The organism is Pseudomonas sp. Eqa60, assembly GCF_018326405.1.
GTDB lineage: Bacteria > Pseudomonadota > Gammaproteobacteria > Pseudomonadales > Pseudomonadaceae > Aquipseudomonas > Aquipseudomonas protegens.
This window is the reverse complement of record NZ_AP024342.1, coordinates 6,188,450-6,205,288: the sequence shown is the minus strand read 5'-3', so window position 1 is coordinate 6,205,288 and position 16,839 is coordinate 6,188,450. Positions and strand designations below refer to the sequence as shown.

The window sequence follows — 16,839 nt, the reverse complement described above, 5'->3', positions numbered from 1 at the left end:
CCTTTGAAAGCGCCGGGCGACGGGGTCGCCCGGCATTCCATGGGCTGGCCTTTGCGGCTCAGCCGTGGGGGTAGTCGTTGAGTTTCAGCGGGATCGGTGGGTAGCCCTTGCTCACCAGGTCCTGGGCCCAGATTTCCAGCACCCTGCGCCGGCTTTGCGGCAGGTCCCGGGTGATCGGCATGGCCAGGGTGCTTTCCTCCTGGTAGTCCTTGCTGATCAGCACGATGAACTGGTTGATCGCGCCCTCGATGCGTTGCAGGGAGTTGAGCGGCATGAACTTGTTCATGATCGGGTAGAGGTAATAGAAGGGCTGGAGGATTCTGGGGAAGATGAACTCCTTCCAGATCCGCACGCTGGCGTCGTCCTGGGTGCACACCCGGTTCCAGCAGTCGATGAAGTCCTTGAGCATCTCCGGCTCCTGGGGCAGGACCCGCAGGGGCGCAAGGAAGTCGGTGTAGGCGTCGGTGTAGTTGAAGCTGAAGGGCACCGGCGGTTGCTGCTGGCCGTCCTGGATGAAGAAGCGCAAGGTCGGGAAGCCGGCCGCCACGGCCTTGACCGATACCTGGGCGATGCCATTGGCGTCGGTCAGGATCTGCGCCAGGCTGTACTGCACGGTGGCGTTCAGCGGGTCTGCCAGGGTGCCGCTGCATGCCTGCCCATTGGTGAACTGCAGGCGGGGGCTCAGGGCCGCGGCCGAGGGCGTGGTCAGGAAGCTCTGGTAGAGCATGGGCTCGGGTGGCTCGCTGCCGTCGACCTTCAGCACCGCGCTGAGCCGGCGGCCGCTGCCCACGTGCAACAGGCTTTCAGCGGTCTGGGTGCCGACGAACTGCGGTCGGTTCGACGTGTTGCTCCCGGGGTCCTTCGGGTAGTTGTTGAACAGGGTGAAGTTGGCCGCGTTACTGAAGGCCAGGTAATAGTCGCTGGTGGTCAGCATGTAGGCGTTGTTGTACTCCGCCACCCACAGCGCGGTGCCCGCGGGCGCGGGCTGGCCGTCGTACTGCACCATGATGCTCAGGACCCGGGTGTCGCCCACATCGATGAAGCAGCCGCTGTCGAGGACCTCGGCGGTCCACATATTCTGGGCGGCGGCGACCAGTTCCTGGCTGCCCTGCAACTGCAGCTCCAGGGCGCCCTGTTGCAACGCGGCCTGGTCGGCGGAGCTGATGGGCAGGTCCAGCAGGCCGGCGCGCTTGTCGAAGGCGGTCTGGCGATACTGTTCGAAGCCAAAACTGGCGACTTTGTGGAAAGCGCCGCCAGTGGGCCGTACCCCGATGTCGTAATCACCGGCCAGGTATTTCCCGGGCACCGGAATTCCCTGGCTCAGGTCAGTGTTGGTGGGCGGCAGTGCGGCGCTGTCTCCGGCGGGATAGAACGGAAAGGTATTGCCCAGGTCCAGGGACAGGGTGTTGTCGTGCACTTGGGCGCTGATCACCCCCAGGGTCATGGCCGCAGGCTTGGTGTCTTTGGGAACCGCCTTGCACACCGGTACCGGGGCCTTGGGTTCCAGGCGCCGGCCAGCCGGAGCGGTGGGGTATTCATTGTCGAACCACAGGCCCAGAGTACCGGCGGTGCGGCTGTAGGCCGGGTTGAAGAAGATGTCGGCGACGTTATCCAGGCCCTTCTGGTACATCGCCTGCAGCGCGGCCATGGCTTCGGGCGTCTTGGAGTGGCTGTCCACCACCGGGAAGTCGTTGAAGATGCCGTTCTTGTCGTAGAAGGTCAGGTAGGTGGTGAACCGGAACATCAGGCCCTTGGCGTTCTGGTTGATCATCTCCTGTTGCAGGGTCTTCAGCAGTTGCGAGTCGCCGACGATCCACTGCAGCTGGTCTTTCGGGAAGCAGGTCTGCCAGGTGGTAGTCACGTAGCTCAAGCCGCCGAAGGCCCCCCAGTTGAAGTTGAGGAAGCGGTCGAGCATGCGGTACCGGCGCTTCAAGGTCAGGCCGCAGGTGGCGTCCCCCAGTACCAGTTTGTCGAAGTACAGGGCGGTGAAGGTGTTCTGCCAGGGGCTGATATCGACGAAGCGCGCGGCTGTGGGCGCGGCGCTGCCGAACGGGTTGCCCTGCAACTGGTAACACTTGTTCACCAGCGGGTCGTTGTCGATGTAGGTGTTGGCCTGGAACTCGCCACCGACGATCACCGAGCGGGTCTGCTCGTAGTCGACCAAGCCGCAGGCGTTGTCGCCGAACAGGTCCCATTCGGCGGGAATCATCGGGTAGCCACTGGGCGAGCCATTGGTGGGCACCTGCAGCACGTAGTCCGGCACGTTCTCGTAGGCCAGCGGGGCGATGGTCCAGGGCATCAGCTGTTGCGGGGCGTTCTGGTCGTTGATCCCGTAGTAGGACAGGAACGGCCAGTTCATGCGCATCTTCACCGCGTCATATAGCGGGAAAACGTCGTTGTTGTTGGCCGTCGGTGGGTTCCAGAACATGTGGCCATTGAAGTAGATCCGGGGAAAGTTCAAGACGCTCATGAGCTGCTCCTTAGCGCTGCCACTGGGCGCGTTTGAGCGACCAGACGTAGTCCAGTTTCTGGTAGCCGACGAAGTCGGAGTCCGGTAGTACGGTGGTGGGGTAGACGATCCCGCCATCCTCTTTCAAGGCGAAGTTGAAGTAGGTGTTGTTGCTCGAATAGGCCGCGGTGTTGTGGCAGGCCAGGCACGAGGAGTGGCTCTGGAAGGCTGATTCCAGCTGGGAGTTGGCCAGCAGCTTGGGCTCGGCCTGGGCCTGGTCGTACTGCACGCCGATCAACTCGTACTGGGCCAGCGTGGGATTCTGCTGCTGGAAGGTGGCATTCACCGGCTGGGCCGCGGCAGTGGGCCCGGTGATGTTGGTCATGGGCTTGGCCGGCGTGCCGTTGGTCACGGTGTATTTGCTGTTGTTGCGGTTCTCGAAGGTGGTCCAGACCCAGTCGTGGGTCAGCTTGTTGATGACGTGCATGCCGCTGAGGCCGGCGTAGCCGGTGTGGTATTGGCCCTGCTTGTCGACGTAGTAGGCCTGGGCGATGAAGTAGCCATCCTTTGCCAGTTGTGCCTGGAAGGTGCTATCGCTGCCGATCCACAACCAGGAGGTCTTCAGCTCCCAGGCCGTGGCGGGAAAGTTCAGGCTGCTGGTCAGGGCGGCAATGCCGTTCCGGTTGTAGATCTTCTGCTGGACGATGTAGTTGAAGGTGTCCTGGCCCATCAACATGTGAAAACGCACCGACTGGCCCCGTTGCGCTTCCGGCACCTGGTTGCCCATTTCCAGGGCCAGGCCATCGACCTGCTGGGTGCCGTTGTCGGTGCTGCCGTCGGTGTCGTTGCCCAGGTTGAGGAACAGCCCGCTGGTGTTCATGCCCGGGATCTTCTGCGCCTGGGTCTGCACCTGGCTCGGCAGGTTGGCCTGGGTGCTGTAGGGCTGGGGAGCCTGCCCCTTGCTCAGGTAGACCTCATCGGATGGTTTGAACGTCTCCCAGAGCCGCTCCGGGCTACCGGAGCCGGCCGGCTGGTTGAGGCACACAAACCAGTTCCATGCCATGGTTTCCGGGCTCTGCTTGAAGGTGCTCAGGGTGCCGGCCTGGTCACCATTGAACGTCAGGAAGTTGCTGCAATTGAAGGCGGGCGTGGTCTGTGCGTGAGCGAGGCCGCTCAACACACCGAGCACGACTATAGGGATGGTTCGCCGCATGGAATCTCCTTGGCCTGAGCCGTATCGTCATAGGGGCGCCCTAGGAAATGCTCTAGGAGCAGGTGCTTTACCGCGGTGGCCGGCAGGTGCGCCGGCAGGGGTAAATCGCAATCGGTGATGAGCAGGGGCCCTGCCTCGGCACTGCTGGGCAAGCGTCCGTGGCTGCCGCGAATCAGTGAGGTGTCCAGGGGAATCAGGTCCATGTAGTAGCGAAAGCCGAGCTTCTTCTGCAGCAGCCGGCGAGCGACCCGCAGCTTGGGAAAGCGGATCGCCGGGTCGATGAACAGCTCCAGTGGGTCGTAGCCCGGCTTGCGGTGGATATCCACAGTGCGGGCGAAATCCGGGGCCAGGCGGTCGTCGAACCAGTAGTAGTAATCGAACCAGAAGCCCGGGGCGGCCACCGCCACCAGCTCGCCGCTGCGTGGGTGAGCGAGCTGGCAGGCCCGCTGCTCGCTCCTGTCCAGCACCTGCTCGATACCGGGCTGGCGCAGCAGCAGGGCCTTGACCCGGGCAATGTCCTCGGGCTGGCGCACATAGACGTGGGCGATCTGGTGGTCGACCACGGCGAAGGCCGCGCTGGCGCCGGGGTCCAGCAGCTCCCAGCTCAGTGAACGACGTACCTGCAGCAGACCTTGCTCGCGCAGCACGCGGTTGATCGAGATGGACTGCTGCACCGCCTCGATGCCGTATTCGGAGACCAGCATCACGGCCGCGCCTTGCTGCTGGGCAAAATCCAGCAGGCGCCCGACTTCATGGTCGATGGCCCGCACTTCGTCGCTGATGGACGGATGCTCCGGCCCCAGGCGTTGCAGGCTGTAGTCCAGGTGCGGCAGGTAGATCAGTTGCAGGTCGGGGCGGCTGATCTGGAACTCGGCGATGGCGCAGTCGACGATCCAGCGGCTGGAGGCAATCCCCGCGGCCGGGCCCCAGAAGCTCGGAAAGGGGAACTCGCCGATCTGCTGTTCGATGCGTTCGTGCAGCCCCGGAGGCGACGAATAGAGGCCGAACATCTTGCGCCCGTCGGCCGGGTAGTGGGGGCGCGGGGTGATGGCTGCCTCCACCTGGGCATACATGTTGAACCACCAGAACAGCTGGCTGCAGCGCAGGCCGGGTATCTCCCGTTGCAGCGCCTGCCAGACCTTTTCACCCTGGATCAGCGCGTTGGGCTGCAGCCAGAAACGCACCTCGGCCTGATCGCGGAAATACCAGCCGTTGCCGACGATGCCGTGTTCCGAAGGCGGCAGCCCGGTGAGGATCGAGGCCTGCACGGTGGAGGTCACGGCGGGGAACACCGGGCGCAGCCGGGCCATTCGCGCCCGTTGCAGCAGGTTGTTGATCCGCGGCGTGGCCGACCCCAGCAGGCTGGGTGTCAGGCCCACCACATTGATCAGCAGCAAGGGCTGGCGCGGGCGTTCAGAAGGCATGGGCCGGAGCCTCCAGGGCAGACGAGTGGGTACGCAGCAGATGCCGCTGGCGCAGTTGGCCCTCGACCCATTGCAGCTCGGCGGCGATGCCTTGCAGCAAGGCCTGCTCGCTGTCCGGGCGCAGCGCACCGGGCAGCACGTTCCAGCTGTAGGTTTCCACCTCCAGCACCGGCTGGAAGTTCGGGTGCGCGGCGAGAAAGTCGAAGGTGCGCAGCAAGGCCTGCTGGCTGCCGCTGAGCTCGGCCAGTAGAAACTGTTCGCTGAACAGCGGCACATGAAAGTGAATGCGCAACTCGGGGCATTGCCCCTGGGCCGGTTCGGCGGCGTCCAGGGCCCCGGGCAGGTCGGCCCAGGCCAGTAGCTGCCCGGCCATATCCCGGGCCTTGACCTGATGCAGGTAGGTGGCTTCGGCGAAGTTGCCCAAGGCCTGCAGTACCTGCTGGCGGCGTGGGCGATCGGCAAACGGCAACTGGCAGATCAGGGCGTTGGACAGCTGGATCTTGCCCACCGGAACCCGCGCATCCAGCAGCCGTTGCAGGGATTGATAGCAGTCTTCGAAGACCACCGCCTGATGGCAGACGTCGAAGCACAGCGCCAGGTAGCCATGATGGGGATCGGTGGCCTGCCAGTGCTTGAAAAAGGCCAGGGCCTGATCGGTGTTTTCCAGCACGCAATCCGGCTCCATCTCCAGGCACACCAGGATCTTTCTGCCGCTGTTGCGATGCAGGCTGGCCAGCTCGGCGGTCAGTTGCCGCAGGTGGGTTTCGGCCTGTTGCTGCTGGGCCTCGTCCCAGGTGGCGGCATAACCGAAGGGCACGCTGGAAATCACCCCCTGCTGGCAATCCAGGGGCAGAGCGGCGGCCAGCAGATGCGCCAGTTGCAGGCTGTATTCCAGGCGCTGGGGTTCGGCCCAGGTGGGCCGGTAGACCTCGGCCTTCACCGCGCCTTCATGGAACTGGCCATAGGGGAAACCGTTGAGCGAGGTCAGGCGCAGGCCACAATCGTGCAGCAGTTCGATGAAGGCCTCGCGCACCTCGGGCACCTGTAGTTCGGCGGCGGCCTGGGCGCTGATCCACAGGCCGCTGTCCTGCACCGCCAGCCCACGCTGACGCCGCACGCCCTGGAAATGTTCCTGGATCGACGCACGCAGGCCGGCCACGTCACGGGCCGGGTGCACGTTGCTGCAATAGCCGATCTGCGCGGCGTGCCAGCCGGCCCGGGCACTCATTTGACCACCGGTTCCTGGCCCCTCAGGGCCGAGTTGTCCTGCCACTGGCGGCGCTGGTCGATCGGCAGCGGGGTGCTCACCAGTTGTTTGTCCAACTGCCCGCTCTGGGCGAAGAAATCCACCGGGTTGTGGAACAGCACCTGCTCCACCTGGGCTTCGCTGAAGCCGGCGGCGAGCATGGCCTGGCCGGTCTTGGGCACTTTGAGCGGGTCGCTGATGCCCCAGTCGGCAGCGCTGTTGACCACCATTTTTTCGCTGCCGTATTCCTGCAGCAGGGCCACCATGCGCTGTTCCGACATCTTGGTGTTGGGGTAGATCGAGTGCCCGCGCCAGCAGTCGCTGTCCAGCACCAGGGGCAGGGTCAGTTCGTTGAGGTGGTCGATGATCACCAGGTTTTCGGCGATGCCCACCTCGCGGATCACCGCCAGGGTGCGCTTGGTGCCGCCGATCTTGTCGCGGTGCGGGGTGTGCACCAGCACCGGCAGGTTGAACTGTCTGGCCAGTTCCAGTTGCGCGGCGAGAAAGCGATCTTCTTCCGGGGTGATGTCGTCGTAGCCGATTTCCCCTACCGCTACCACGCCGTCCTTGACCAGGTAGCGCGGCAGGATCTCCAGCACTTCGTTAGCCACCGACAGGTCGTTGGCTTCCTTGGGGTTGAGGCCGATGGTGCAGAAATGGTGGATGCCGAACATGCTGGCGCGAAAGCGCTCCCAGCCCAGCAGGGTGTCGAAGTAGTCGATGAAGCTGCCGACGCTGGTGCGCGCCTGGCCTTGCCAGAACGCAGGCTCGATGACCCCGGTGATGCCGGCGGCGGCCATGTTCTGGTAGTCGTCGGTGGTGCGGCTGACCATATGAATGTGCGGGTCGAAGTACTTCGCCATGGTGGCTCCTTGCTTGAGTGCGGGAAAAATCGTGGGCTCAGCTGCCGGGGGTCAACCGCCTGCCGGGAAGTGGTCGCGCCAGTGCGCAGGCAATCGTCCCTGCTGGTACAGGCCTCGCAGGCGCTGCAACTGGGCCTGGCTCAACAGCTCGAAGGCAATGGCCTGGGGCAGGCCGTCGGCGACCTCGCGCTCGGCGGCCAGCTGTTCTTCCATCAGGTCCAGGGCCAACTGGTTGAGGTCGACGCTGCGCCGTTCTGCCAGGCCGTGGATGTGGCGGCTGTCCAGGCCCATGCCCAGGGTCTTGAGCACCAGCTGGTGGAAGGCCCGTTCCGGGTAGTGGCGCGCGGCAAAGGGGTTGTCCAGGGCGATGGCGGCGAACACCTCGCGGTTGTTGGTGCGCCCGGCCTGGAGCGCCAGGTCGAGGCTGGCCCCCTGGCTGTCGAGGTCATCCAGGGCCTTGAGCAGGGCAGCCTTTTCCTGGTCGTCGCCCCAGAGAAACAGCTGGCGCAACAGGGCCAGTTGCCCGGCGCCGGCCTGCTGCTCCAGCAACTGGGCCAGCAGCAGCGCCCGGGCCAGTTGAGTGCAGTTGCAGTCCGGGCTGGGGGCCAGCGGTGCGCTGGCCAAGCGGCGCCGACACTGACTGCTGAGCAGCATCAGGGTGTTGGCCGAGGGCTGCCGGGCCAGTTGTTCCCGGGCTTGCTGCCACCAGCTTCGGCTGTCGTCGTCCAGATGCCGTTCCAGCAATTGCTGGCGCTCGGCGAAGGCACCATGGCGAATGGCAAGCGCCGGCGGCGCAGGGGCGATGGGATCCATGTTCATGTCGGCTTGATCCAGCGTTGAAGGTGGGGAAGCAGAAAGAACACCAGCACACACAGCAGGCTGCCCAAGGGCTGGTTGGCCACCGCCAGCACTAGGGCGTCGAACAGCGGCAGGGCGGCCAGCCCGGCACCGATGAAGGCGCGGACCTGCCGTTGTTGCGGGTTGGCCAGGTGGCGCTGGTAGTGCCAGCCCAACCAGCCCAGCCACAGCAGCAGGACCAGCCAGAACACGCTGTTGCCGGCATAGGCGGCCAGGAGCAGAGGGCTGAGCATGAGCAGCAGCGGCAGGCGGCTGAGCAACTGGTTGCGATGCTCCAGGCGGGCCAGGTAGGTCAAGCCGGCGATGTAGGTGCCCAGCAGCGCGGCGCACAGCCACAATGGCTGGGGCGGCATGGCCAGGCTGGCGGCGGCGGTCAGGTACAGCGCCGAGCGGCAGCCGCCCATCAGCCAGACGCTGTGGGGATATTTCTTGTGCAGAAGGTTGTAGCCAAGGATAAACAGCAGCAGCAATCCGGCGCTGGCCAGCAGCCAGTGGGGCTGGGCAATCATCCGGCTCAGGCCGAGGACCGCCAGCGCCGCCAGCAGCAGCAGCGCGGCAGTGGCCAGGCGGACCTGGGCGCGGCTGACCAGGCCGAGAACGATCGGCCGCGGGTTGTGGTGCTGCTGGTCCCAGTCGGCGTCCATCAGGTCGTTGAGCAGCATGCCCGCCAGGTACAGCGCCGAGAGCGCCACCAGCAGCAGGGTCCAGACCAGCGGCGAGGGCGGCGCCAGGGTGGTAGCGCTGCTGGCCAGCAGCGCGGCTGCCAAGGCATTGGTCCATACCGTTGGCAGGTTGGAGACCCGGCCCAGGGTCAGCCAGGTGGTCAGCGACGATTGGGTCATTGCGCGCACCCCGGGCCCCAGGCGAAATCCGGCCCGCCGAAACCCGCCAGGCGCAGCAGGGCCTGTTCCATCAGCGGCATGTCGATCTGGTGCACATCCACCGACTGGCCCAGGCGGTTGAGCATCGGGATCGACAGCTGGCCCCCCAGGTGCTGGCGGAACTCTTCCAGGCCCACCAGGATCGGCGAACGCCCCTGGCTGTCCCGCAGGCTCAGTTCCGGCGGGCAGAGGTTGAAGCCGAGCCTGTCCAGCAGTCGCAACAGGCGCTGGCAGTCGGCGTCAGACAGCAGGCCGCTGGCGTTGGCATACAGCGCATCCAGGGCCATGCCCACGGCCACCGCTTCACCGTGGCGCAAGCGATGCTGGCTGAGGTTCTCCAGCTTGTGGGCGGCCCAGTGCCCGTAGTCCAGGGGGCGGCCATTGCCCCGTTCGAACGGATCGCCGGCACCGGTGATATGACCCAGGTGCAGTTCGGCGCAGCGGCGAATGGCGTAGCGGCTGGCGTTGTGCTCGAAACCGGCCAGGGCTTCGGCCTGCTGCTCCATCCACTGGAAGAACGCGGCATCCTTGATCACCGCGACCTTGACCGCTTCGGCCAGGCCGGCAATCTGGTCCCGGTGGGAAAGGCTGAGCAGCAGCTGGAAGTCGTTGATCACCGCTGTGGCCGGGTAGAAGGCCCCCAGCAGGTTTTTCTGGGCGAAGGCGTTGATGCCATTCTTCACCCCGATGCCGGCATCGTTCTGCGCCAGCACGGTGGACGGGATGCGGATCAGGCGCATGCCCCGGTGGAAGGTGGCGCAGGCATAGCCCACTGCGTCCAGCACTGCGCCGCCGCCCAGGGCCAGCACATAGCAGTGGCGATCCAGGCCGTGTTCCAGCATCTGCGCGTACAGCTGCTGGAGCACGTCCGGGGTCTTGCTCAATTCGCCGGCCGGCACCGCGATCGGTGCGGCCTGCAGATGCAGGTCGGCGGCGTGGGCGCTGAAGTAGTGGTCGATCTGCAGCGGCAACTGGGGCGAGCACAGCAGCAGTTGTTCATCGACAAACACCAGCACCGTGGTGCGCCCCGGGTTCTGCCGGGTCAGTTGCTGGTGCAGGCAGGGGTTGTCGGCCTGGAAGATGTGATCGGTGAACAGCACCGGGTAGTGGTAGCTCACCTGGAAGCGGCCCTCCAGAGACTGCGCCTGATCGTACCGGGGCTGGGCCAGGCGGCTCTTGAACAGGCTGCGGGTGCCGAGGAACAGCCCGGGCAGCACCATGCTGGCGAGAATGGTTGCCAGCAGGGCGTTCTGTTCCACCAGCAGGCTGCCGATGGCGGCATAGGCCAGGGCCAGCCCGGCGTTGGCCAGGGTGGTGACCAGGAGAAACTGGCGCAGCGGATAACGTTGCATGCCGGCGGCCAGCACCGAGGTTTCTGCCAGCACCGGCACGCCACGCAGGCACACCAGCGACAGGGTGCTGAGGCGATAGGCCAGTTGCCCGGGTTGCCAGGTCCTGAGCCCCAGCCAATTGGACAGCAGGCGGAAGTAGCCGGCCCCCAGCCAGTAGCCGAGGCTGGCCCCCAGGCACAGGCCGATGAAAATCACCAGGTAGCCGCCAATGGCGCCCAGGGCCGCCACGGCCAGCAGTGCCACCAGGCTGGAGGGCACGGGCAGCAGCACGTCCAGGGCCAACAGGGTTACCAGCAACAGGGCCAGGCTCAGGCGTTGTACGGGATCGGTGGGAAGGAAGGTGCCCAGGTGACTCAGCAGTTGTTGGATCTGCTGTTCAAACAACAGGAAACTGGCGATAACCAGGATCGAGAATAGTAATAACGAGAGCCAGTAATTTTCGGCCGCACCCTTGAGTGAAAAGGCACGAGACAACGAGCTGCGCTTCATCAAGCGTCCCTCTTGATTGATATGACTGGATTCCGTGTCAGTGTCAGCTGGGTAGGGCAGGAGGGCGTCTGGTTATTGAATTCCTCGACGGTTTTTATTGATCTTCTGGCGGCTGAAGAACACTTCAGTGGCGAGTAGCTATCAACTTAGTCAAGGCCGAGGGTTTTGCAAGTAAGTTGAATGAAGTGGCCTGCAAGGCATTTTTATGGCTTCAGGGGAAAGTGCGTGTTTAGTCCGGGGCGGCTCCGCTGAACGTCTTGCAAGAAGTTTGGTGGAGCCTGTTCTTGCTCAATGAATGCTGGGGATGGTATAGGCGGTGGGGCTGTTTTTTACTTTGCTATAAAGATTATGAAAATTGGATATATAGAAAAAATCGTTTCATGAAAGCGCACTAAGTCATGTGCGAGGGCAGCTCTTGATGGATTTTTACAAATGTTTCAAATCAGGTTTTGAAATAACGGATTAACCCTTGATTACTATTAGTCAGCTATTTAATGGCTTGCTTATTAATGGGGTTTTATTTAGTTGTTCCATAGAGCTGTCCGAGCGGGTTGTCGGGGAGTGTTTTTTGTTAATGGGAATCATTCGTGCGCATTATGGTTAACTTGTAGGTCCTGCAACTATTGGCATTTGCCGCTATTAACCTCTTGGTAAACAGCGGCGAACTTAATCCGGGAAATGCCTGGTGCCATGAAGTTGCGGTGAGCCACGGCTCACCGCTTGCGGGTGATCAAGCCGCAGGGGCCTGCCCGGCCGCCAGAAACTGCTCGGTGGACAGCACGCTGGCATAGGCGAACGCCAGGGCCGCCATCACCGCACTTTGTACCTGGGCGGCGGGCACGCGCTGGCCAGCGAACTCCAGGTCGAGAGTGGCACAGGCGTCATGGATCACCTTGACCGGGTAGCCCAGGTCGGCAGCGGCCCGGGCAGTGCCTTCCACACACATGTGGCTCATGTTGCCGACGATCACCAGTTCCTCGATGCCCTGCCGCGTGAGCAGCGATTGCAGCTCGGTGTCGCGGAATGCGTTGACGAAATGCTTGAGCACCACCGGCTCATCGGCGTGGTTCTGGACCTTGGGGTGCAACTGCGCACCTGGGGAGCCGGGAGTGAAGAAGGGAGCGTCGTCGGAGGTGAATTCGTGGCGGATGTGCACCACAGGTTCAGCGTTCTGGCGAAATGCCTGGATCAGCCGGGCGGCGTTGTCCGCTGCAGCGTCGACGCCGATCAGGGGCCACTTGCCGTCGGCGAAGTAGTCGTTCTGGATATCGATTACGATGAGTGCCTGTCTGGCCATGGGTAATACCTGCGGGTGAGTGATTGACGTGGGAGCCAGTATCGCCATCGGTCGTTCCTTCGAGGATTGGCCGCACCGACATTAACCGGGGGAAAACTGACAGTGGGTATTCAAGGCACGCACGCCGAATTGGGGGTACTGCTCTATCCCGGTGTGCAGATGGCGGCGGTACATGGCCTGAGCGACTTGTTCGAGGTGGCCAACCGGATTGCCGGCGAACAGCCGCAGGCGCAGTTGCCGCGGTTGCGCGTCAGCCACTGGCAGGCCAGCGGCGAACTGCCTCCGGTGCGGGTCCACGACAGCCTGGCCGAAGCCCCCGGGCCTTGTTGGCGGTATTGATCCCGCCTTCGCTGGCGGGCTTCTCAAGCCATCAGTCATCTGCCGCCCTGATGGACTGGCTGCGCCAGCAACACGCCGCCGGAGCCACCCTGGGCGGGGTCTGTGTGGGCTCGATCCTGCTGGCCGAAAGCGGCCTGCTCGATGGCCGCAGCGCCACCACCCACTGGACCTCGGCCCAGGCCTTCGCCGAGCGTTACCCACAGGTGCGCCTGGAAGCGGACAAACCCATTGTCGATGACGGCGACCTGATCACCAGCGCCGGGCTGATGGCCTGGGCCGAGCTTGGTCTGCGCCTGGTGAACCGCTTGCTGGGGCCGAGCATCGCCAGTGCCACGGCGCGCTTTCTGGTGATGGAACACAGTGCCAGCGCGAGCCAGTGCGGCAGCAATTTCGCACCGATCCTCAGCCACGGCGACGGGGCGATTCTCAAGCTCCAGCACTGGCTGCAGGCCAATGGCGCGGTGGATGTTTCGCTGCCGGTGATGGCGCAGCAGGCGGGGCTTGAGCCGCGCACCTTGCTGCGGCGCTTCCGGGCGGCCACCGGCCTCAAGCCGACCCAGTACTGTCAGCACCTGCGGGTGGGCAAGGCCCGGGAACTGCTGGAGTTCACCAACGGCAGCATCGATCACATCGCCTGGACCGTGGGTTATCAGGACCCTGCCACCTTTCGCAGCCTGTTCCGGAAAATCACCGGGCTGGCGCCCAGTGAATATCGCAATCGCTTCGGTGCCACCTCAACGGCTGCAAGCCGGGTACCGTAACCCGGCTGCGGCCTGTTCAGTGGCCGGCCACTGCCCGGACGCTGCCGCCGGCCGGCGCGAACGCTAGCGGGTTGCGGCGATCCAGGTGGCCGCTCAACACGGTCAGGGCCAGGGCCACCAGCACCACCAGCGCGCCGATCCAGGCGGTGTGGATCAGCCCCAGGTGAGCGACGATCAAGCCCCCCAGCCAGGCTCCACCGGCAATCCCCAGGTTGAAGGCGGCAATGTTCAGGCCGGACGCCACGTCCACCGCCTGGGGTGTGTAGTGCTCGGCCTGACGTACCACATAGACCTGCAGCCCCGGTACGTTGCCAAACGCCACCGCGCCCCACAGCAGCACGGTCAGCAGCGCCAGCCATGGGTTGCCGGCGGTGAGGCTGAGCATCAGCAGCACCGCGGCGAGCAGGGCGAAGATGATCTTCAGGGCGCCGATCGGTCCGCGCCGGTCCGCCAGCTTGCCGCCCCAGATATTGCCCACCGCCACCGACACGCCGTACACCAGCAGCACCAGGCTCACGGTGCCGGCGCTGAAGCCGGAAATGTCCTGGAGGATCGGCGCCAGGAAGGTGAAGGCGATGAACGAGCCGCCGTAACCCACCGCGGTCATGGCGTACACCAGCAGCAGGCGCGGTTGCTTGAGCACCTGCAGTTGTTGCAGCAGCGACGCCGGCGGGCGGTGGGTAATATTCTTCGGCACGAACAGCAGGCTGCCGATAAAGGCGATCACCCCCAGGGCGGACACTGCGAGGAAGGTTTCGCGCCAGCCCAGATGCTGGCCGATAAAGGTGCCCAGGGGTACGCCGGTGACCAGGGCCACGGTGAGCCCGGTGAACATGATGGCGATCGCGCTGGCGGCTTTTTCCTTGGGCACCAGGCTGGTGGCGATGGTCGAGCCGATGGAGAAGAACACCCCGTGGGCCAGGCCCGTGACAATCCGTGCCAGCACCAGGGATTCATACCCGGGTGCCTTCCAGGCCAGCAGGTTGCCAAGGGTGAACAGCACCATCAGCGACAGCAGCAACAGCTTGCGCGGCACCTTGCCGCTGAGGGCGGTGAGCACCGGGGCGCCAATCGCCACGCCCAGAGCGTAGAGGCTGACCAGCAGGCCGGCGGACGGCAGGCTGACCCCGAGGTCGGTACCTATGGTGGGTAGCAGGCCAACGATAACGAACTCGGTCGTGCCGATGGCGAATGCGCTGAGGGTCAGCGCGAGCAGGGCAATGGGCATCACTGCAACTCCGGTGAAAGTGGGATTGGCGCGCAGTGTCCGGGTTTGACTCGTGCGGAAAAATAGCCCTATCGGCACAAGATATTTGCCTGTGGGTCAAGGATCCCGGAGCCCGTCGTTCACCGGCGCGCCGGCCCCGGGGGCAACTGAAGCGAACTTGCCGGGCGTTTGCTGATCAGTTCCTTACAGACCCTGCTGAAGGAGCCCTGCGTTGTGTTGAATTTCAAGACCGCGATCTTGCTCGGGATGCTGCTCGTCCTGGGCAGCAGCGAGCTCTGCGCCGCCACTGCCGCAACAGCCCCGGCGGCGGCCGCGGCCAAGCCGGAACTGCTGGTGGAAGGGGGCCTGCTGGGCGCCATCAGTTCGAGCATCGACGATGTCCAGGACAAGCTCGACCTCAATGAAAACCTGATCGACGCCTGGCGCCTGCGGGCCGACCGCGCGGCGGACGAAGTGGGGCGCCTGGTGAACCAGCCCTCGGACCGCTCGGGCTGGAGCGTGGCCGGGGATTTCCTCACCTTGTCCGGCACCTGGCTGGGCAGCTTCGCCCTGCTCACGGTGCTGGCCGGGTTGCTGGTACGGCGGCTGAGCCAGCGGCCCTGGCTGCAAGCCCGGCCCCGAGGCCAGGGCCTGTTGGAATACCTGCTGCCTTACACCTTGCCGGCCTTGGTCTGCCTGCCGCTGACGCTTTACGTCAGCCATTCCCTGAACGGTTCGGTGGGGCGGGCGCTGGCCCTGTGCCTGGCCTATGCCACCAGCAGCGGCATCGTCTCGACCTCGGTGCTGTTGTGCCTGATCGTGATGTTCAACGTCGGGCACAAGCGGCCCGCGGTGCGGATCATCCGTGGCTACTGCCCGAAACCGCTGTTTCTGATCGGTTTCCTTGCGGCTCTCAGCGATGCCCTCACCAGCCCGCAGATCGCCCGCCAGCTGGGGGGCAATATCACCAGCAGCGTGGCGGTGTTCACCGGCCTGCTGGCCTCGCTGATCTTCGCGGTGCTGGTGATCGGCCTGCGCCGGCCGGTGGCGCACCTGATCCGCAACCGCTCCCTGGCCCAGCGTCTGAAACAGCCGGCGTTGCAGGAGTCGCTGCGGATCTTTTCCGGGCTCTGGTACTGGCCGATCCTGCTGATGGTGCTGGTCTCGGCGGTGAGCCTGATCGGTGCCGGCGAGGACAGCCAGCAGGCCCTGCGCTGCGCCTTGCTGACCACCGTGCTGCTGATCGCCACGGTGTTCCTCAGCACCGTGCTGCAGCACCTGTTCAAGTCCCGTAGCGCCCAGACGATTCAGCGCAGCAGCGCCTACAAGGAGCGTTTCCTGAGCCTGTTGCACGCCCTGCTGCGGATCGTCATGGCCATCGCCTTCATCGAGATCCTCGGGCGCATCTGGGGGATCTCGCTGTTCGAGTTCGCCCAGCGCAATACCGTGGGCCGGGCCATCAGCGACTCCCTGAGCAGCATCGGCCTGATCTTCCTGGTGACCTGGCTGCTGTGGGTGGTGCTCGACACGGCGATCCAGGAGGCCCTCAAGCCACCGGCCAACAAGCGTTCGGCGCGTCAGCCCAGTACCCGGGTCAAGACCATCCTGCCGCTGCTGCGCAATGCGATCAAAATCATCCTGGTGGTGATCTGCGCGATCACCACCATGGCCAACCTGGGGATCAACGTCGCGCCGCTGCTGGCCGGTGCCGGGGTGGTAGGCCTGGCCATCGGTTTCGGTTCCCAGCAACTGGTGCAGGACGTGATCACCGGCCTGTTCATCATCATCGAAGACACCCTGTCCATTGGTGACTGGGTGGTGCTCGACTCCGGCCATGCCGGCACCGTCGAGGGCCTGACCATCCGCACCCTGCGCCTGCGCGACGGCAAGGGTTTCGTGCATTCGGTGCCGTTCGGCCAGATCAAGGCGGTCACCAACCAGTCGCGGCAGTTCGCCTATGCCTTCTTCTCGGTGCAGTTCACCTACGACACCGACGTCGACAAGGCCATCGAACTGATCCGCGAAGCCGGGCGCTCCATCAGCGAGGACAGCTTCCTGCGCTACAACCTGCAAGGCGGCCTGGACGTGTTCGGGGTGGACAAGATGGACCTCAACGGCGTGGTGCTGACGGCCCAGTTCCGCACGGTGTCCGGCGGCCAGTACGCGGTGAGCCGGGCCTTCAACCAGCGTCTGAAAAAGCTTGTGGATAACTGCCCCTGGGTGCATTTCGCCCAGACTTATCCACAGCCGGTGGTGCTACCGGCGCGGCGGGTGCATGAAGACGAACCGGAACAGGACGACTCGGCGCTGCTGCTCCCCGAATCCCCACGCCCGCAATGATTGGGCAACGACGGCCAGCGCAAGGGCCGCTGGATCTGGCGCAGGGCTCACGAGCCTTTTCGCCGGCAAGCCGGCTCCTACGAGGGTGGGCGTGGATTGTCTGGAAGGGCGCCTGCTGCC

General features: G+C 64.6%; 11 protein-coding genes and 1 pseudogene. 2 read left to right on the top strand and 10 right to left on the bottom strand.

The annotated features are described in order from the left end of the window. Positions 1–58: 58 nt before the first annotated feature. The 9 genes from KI242_RS28110 to KI242_RS28070 form a co-directional block, all read right to left on the bottom strand. Positions 59–2,470, bottom strand: coding sequence for a hypothetical protein (locus tag KI242_RS28110; RefSeq protein WP_212805728.1), 2,412 nt, complete (start codon positions 2,468–2,470; stop codon positions 59–61). Positions 2,471–2,480: 10 nt separating this feature from the next. After that, positions 2,481–3,662: a hypothetical protein gene (locus KI242_RS28105; protein ID WP_041120041.1), complete on the bottom strand. Its 1,182-nt coding sequence runs from the start codon at positions 3,660–3,662 to the stop codon at positions 2,481–2,483. Next, entirely contained in the window at positions 3,641–5,086 is a 1,446-nt protein-coding gene (locus KI242_RS28100; protein ID WP_212805727.1) for a nucleotide pyrophosphatase/phosphodiesterase family protein, read from the bottom strand. The genes KI242_RS28105 and KI242_RS28100 overlap by 22 nt, the downstream gene beginning before the upstream one ends. Next, positions 5,076–6,314, bottom strand: a complete 1,239-nt coding sequence (gene eboE / locus KI242_RS28095; protein ID WP_212805726.1) for a metabolite traffic protein EboE — start codon at positions 6,312–6,314, stop codon at positions 5,076–5,078. The genes KI242_RS28100 and eboE overlap by 11 nt, the downstream gene beginning before the upstream one ends. After that, positions 6,311–7,195 (bottom strand): TatD family hydrolase, encoded by an 885-nt coding sequence (locus KI242_RS28090; protein WP_011063758.1) that lies wholly within the window; start codon positions 7,193–7,195, stop codon positions 6,311–6,313. The genes eboE and KI242_RS28090 overlap by 4 nt, the downstream gene beginning before the upstream one ends. Before the next feature lie 51 nt (positions 7,196–7,246). Further along, positions 7,247–8,014: an EboA domain-containing protein gene (locus KI242_RS28085; protein ID WP_212805725.1), complete on the bottom strand. Its 768-nt coding sequence runs from the start codon at positions 8,012–8,014 to the stop codon at positions 7,247–7,249. Then, on the bottom strand, positions 8,011–8,895 hold the full coding sequence (locus tag KI242_RS28080) for a UbiA family prenyltransferase (RefSeq protein WP_015637217.1): 885 nt from the start codon (positions 8,893–8,895) through the stop codon (positions 8,011–8,013). The genes KI242_RS28085 and KI242_RS28080 overlap by 4 nt, the downstream gene beginning before the upstream one ends. After that, complete coding sequence (locus tag KI242_RS28075; protein WP_019094224.1) at positions 8,892–10,775, bottom strand: 3-dehydroquinate synthase; 1,884 nt, start codon at positions 10,773–10,775, stop codon at positions 8,892–8,894. The genes KI242_RS28080 and KI242_RS28075 overlap by 4 nt, the downstream gene beginning before the upstream one ends. 730 nt (positions 10,776–11,505) lie before the next feature. Next, on the bottom strand, positions 11,506–12,072 hold the full coding sequence (locus KI242_RS28070; RefSeq protein ID WP_011063754.1) for a cysteine hydrolase family protein: 567 nt from the start codon (positions 12,070–12,072) through the stop codon (positions 11,506–11,508). A gap of 102 nt (positions 12,073–12,174) precedes the next feature. Here KI242_RS28070 and KI242_RS28065 point away from each other — a divergent pair. Beyond that, positions 12,175–13,172 (top strand): annotated as a pseudogene (locus KI242_RS28065) (GlxA family transcriptional regulator). Between the two features lie 16 nt (positions 13,173–13,188). Here KI242_RS28065 and KI242_RS28060 read toward each other — a convergent pair. Beyond that, a complete protein-coding gene (locus KI242_RS28060; protein WP_041120030.1) occupies positions 13,189–14,400 on the bottom strand; it encodes an MFS transporter in 1,212 nt (403 codons plus the stop codon). A gap of 213 nt (positions 14,401–14,613) precedes the next feature. Between KI242_RS28060 and KI242_RS28055 the strand changes: the two genes are divergently transcribed. Then, the gene (locus KI242_RS28055) at positions 14,614–16,719 is read left to right on the top strand and encodes a mechanosensitive ion channel family protein (RefSeq protein ID WP_212805724.1); all 2,106 of its coding nucleotides are present in this window, start codon (positions 14,614–14,616) and stop codon (positions 16,717–16,719) included. Positions 16,720–16,839: the final 120 nt, after the last annotated feature.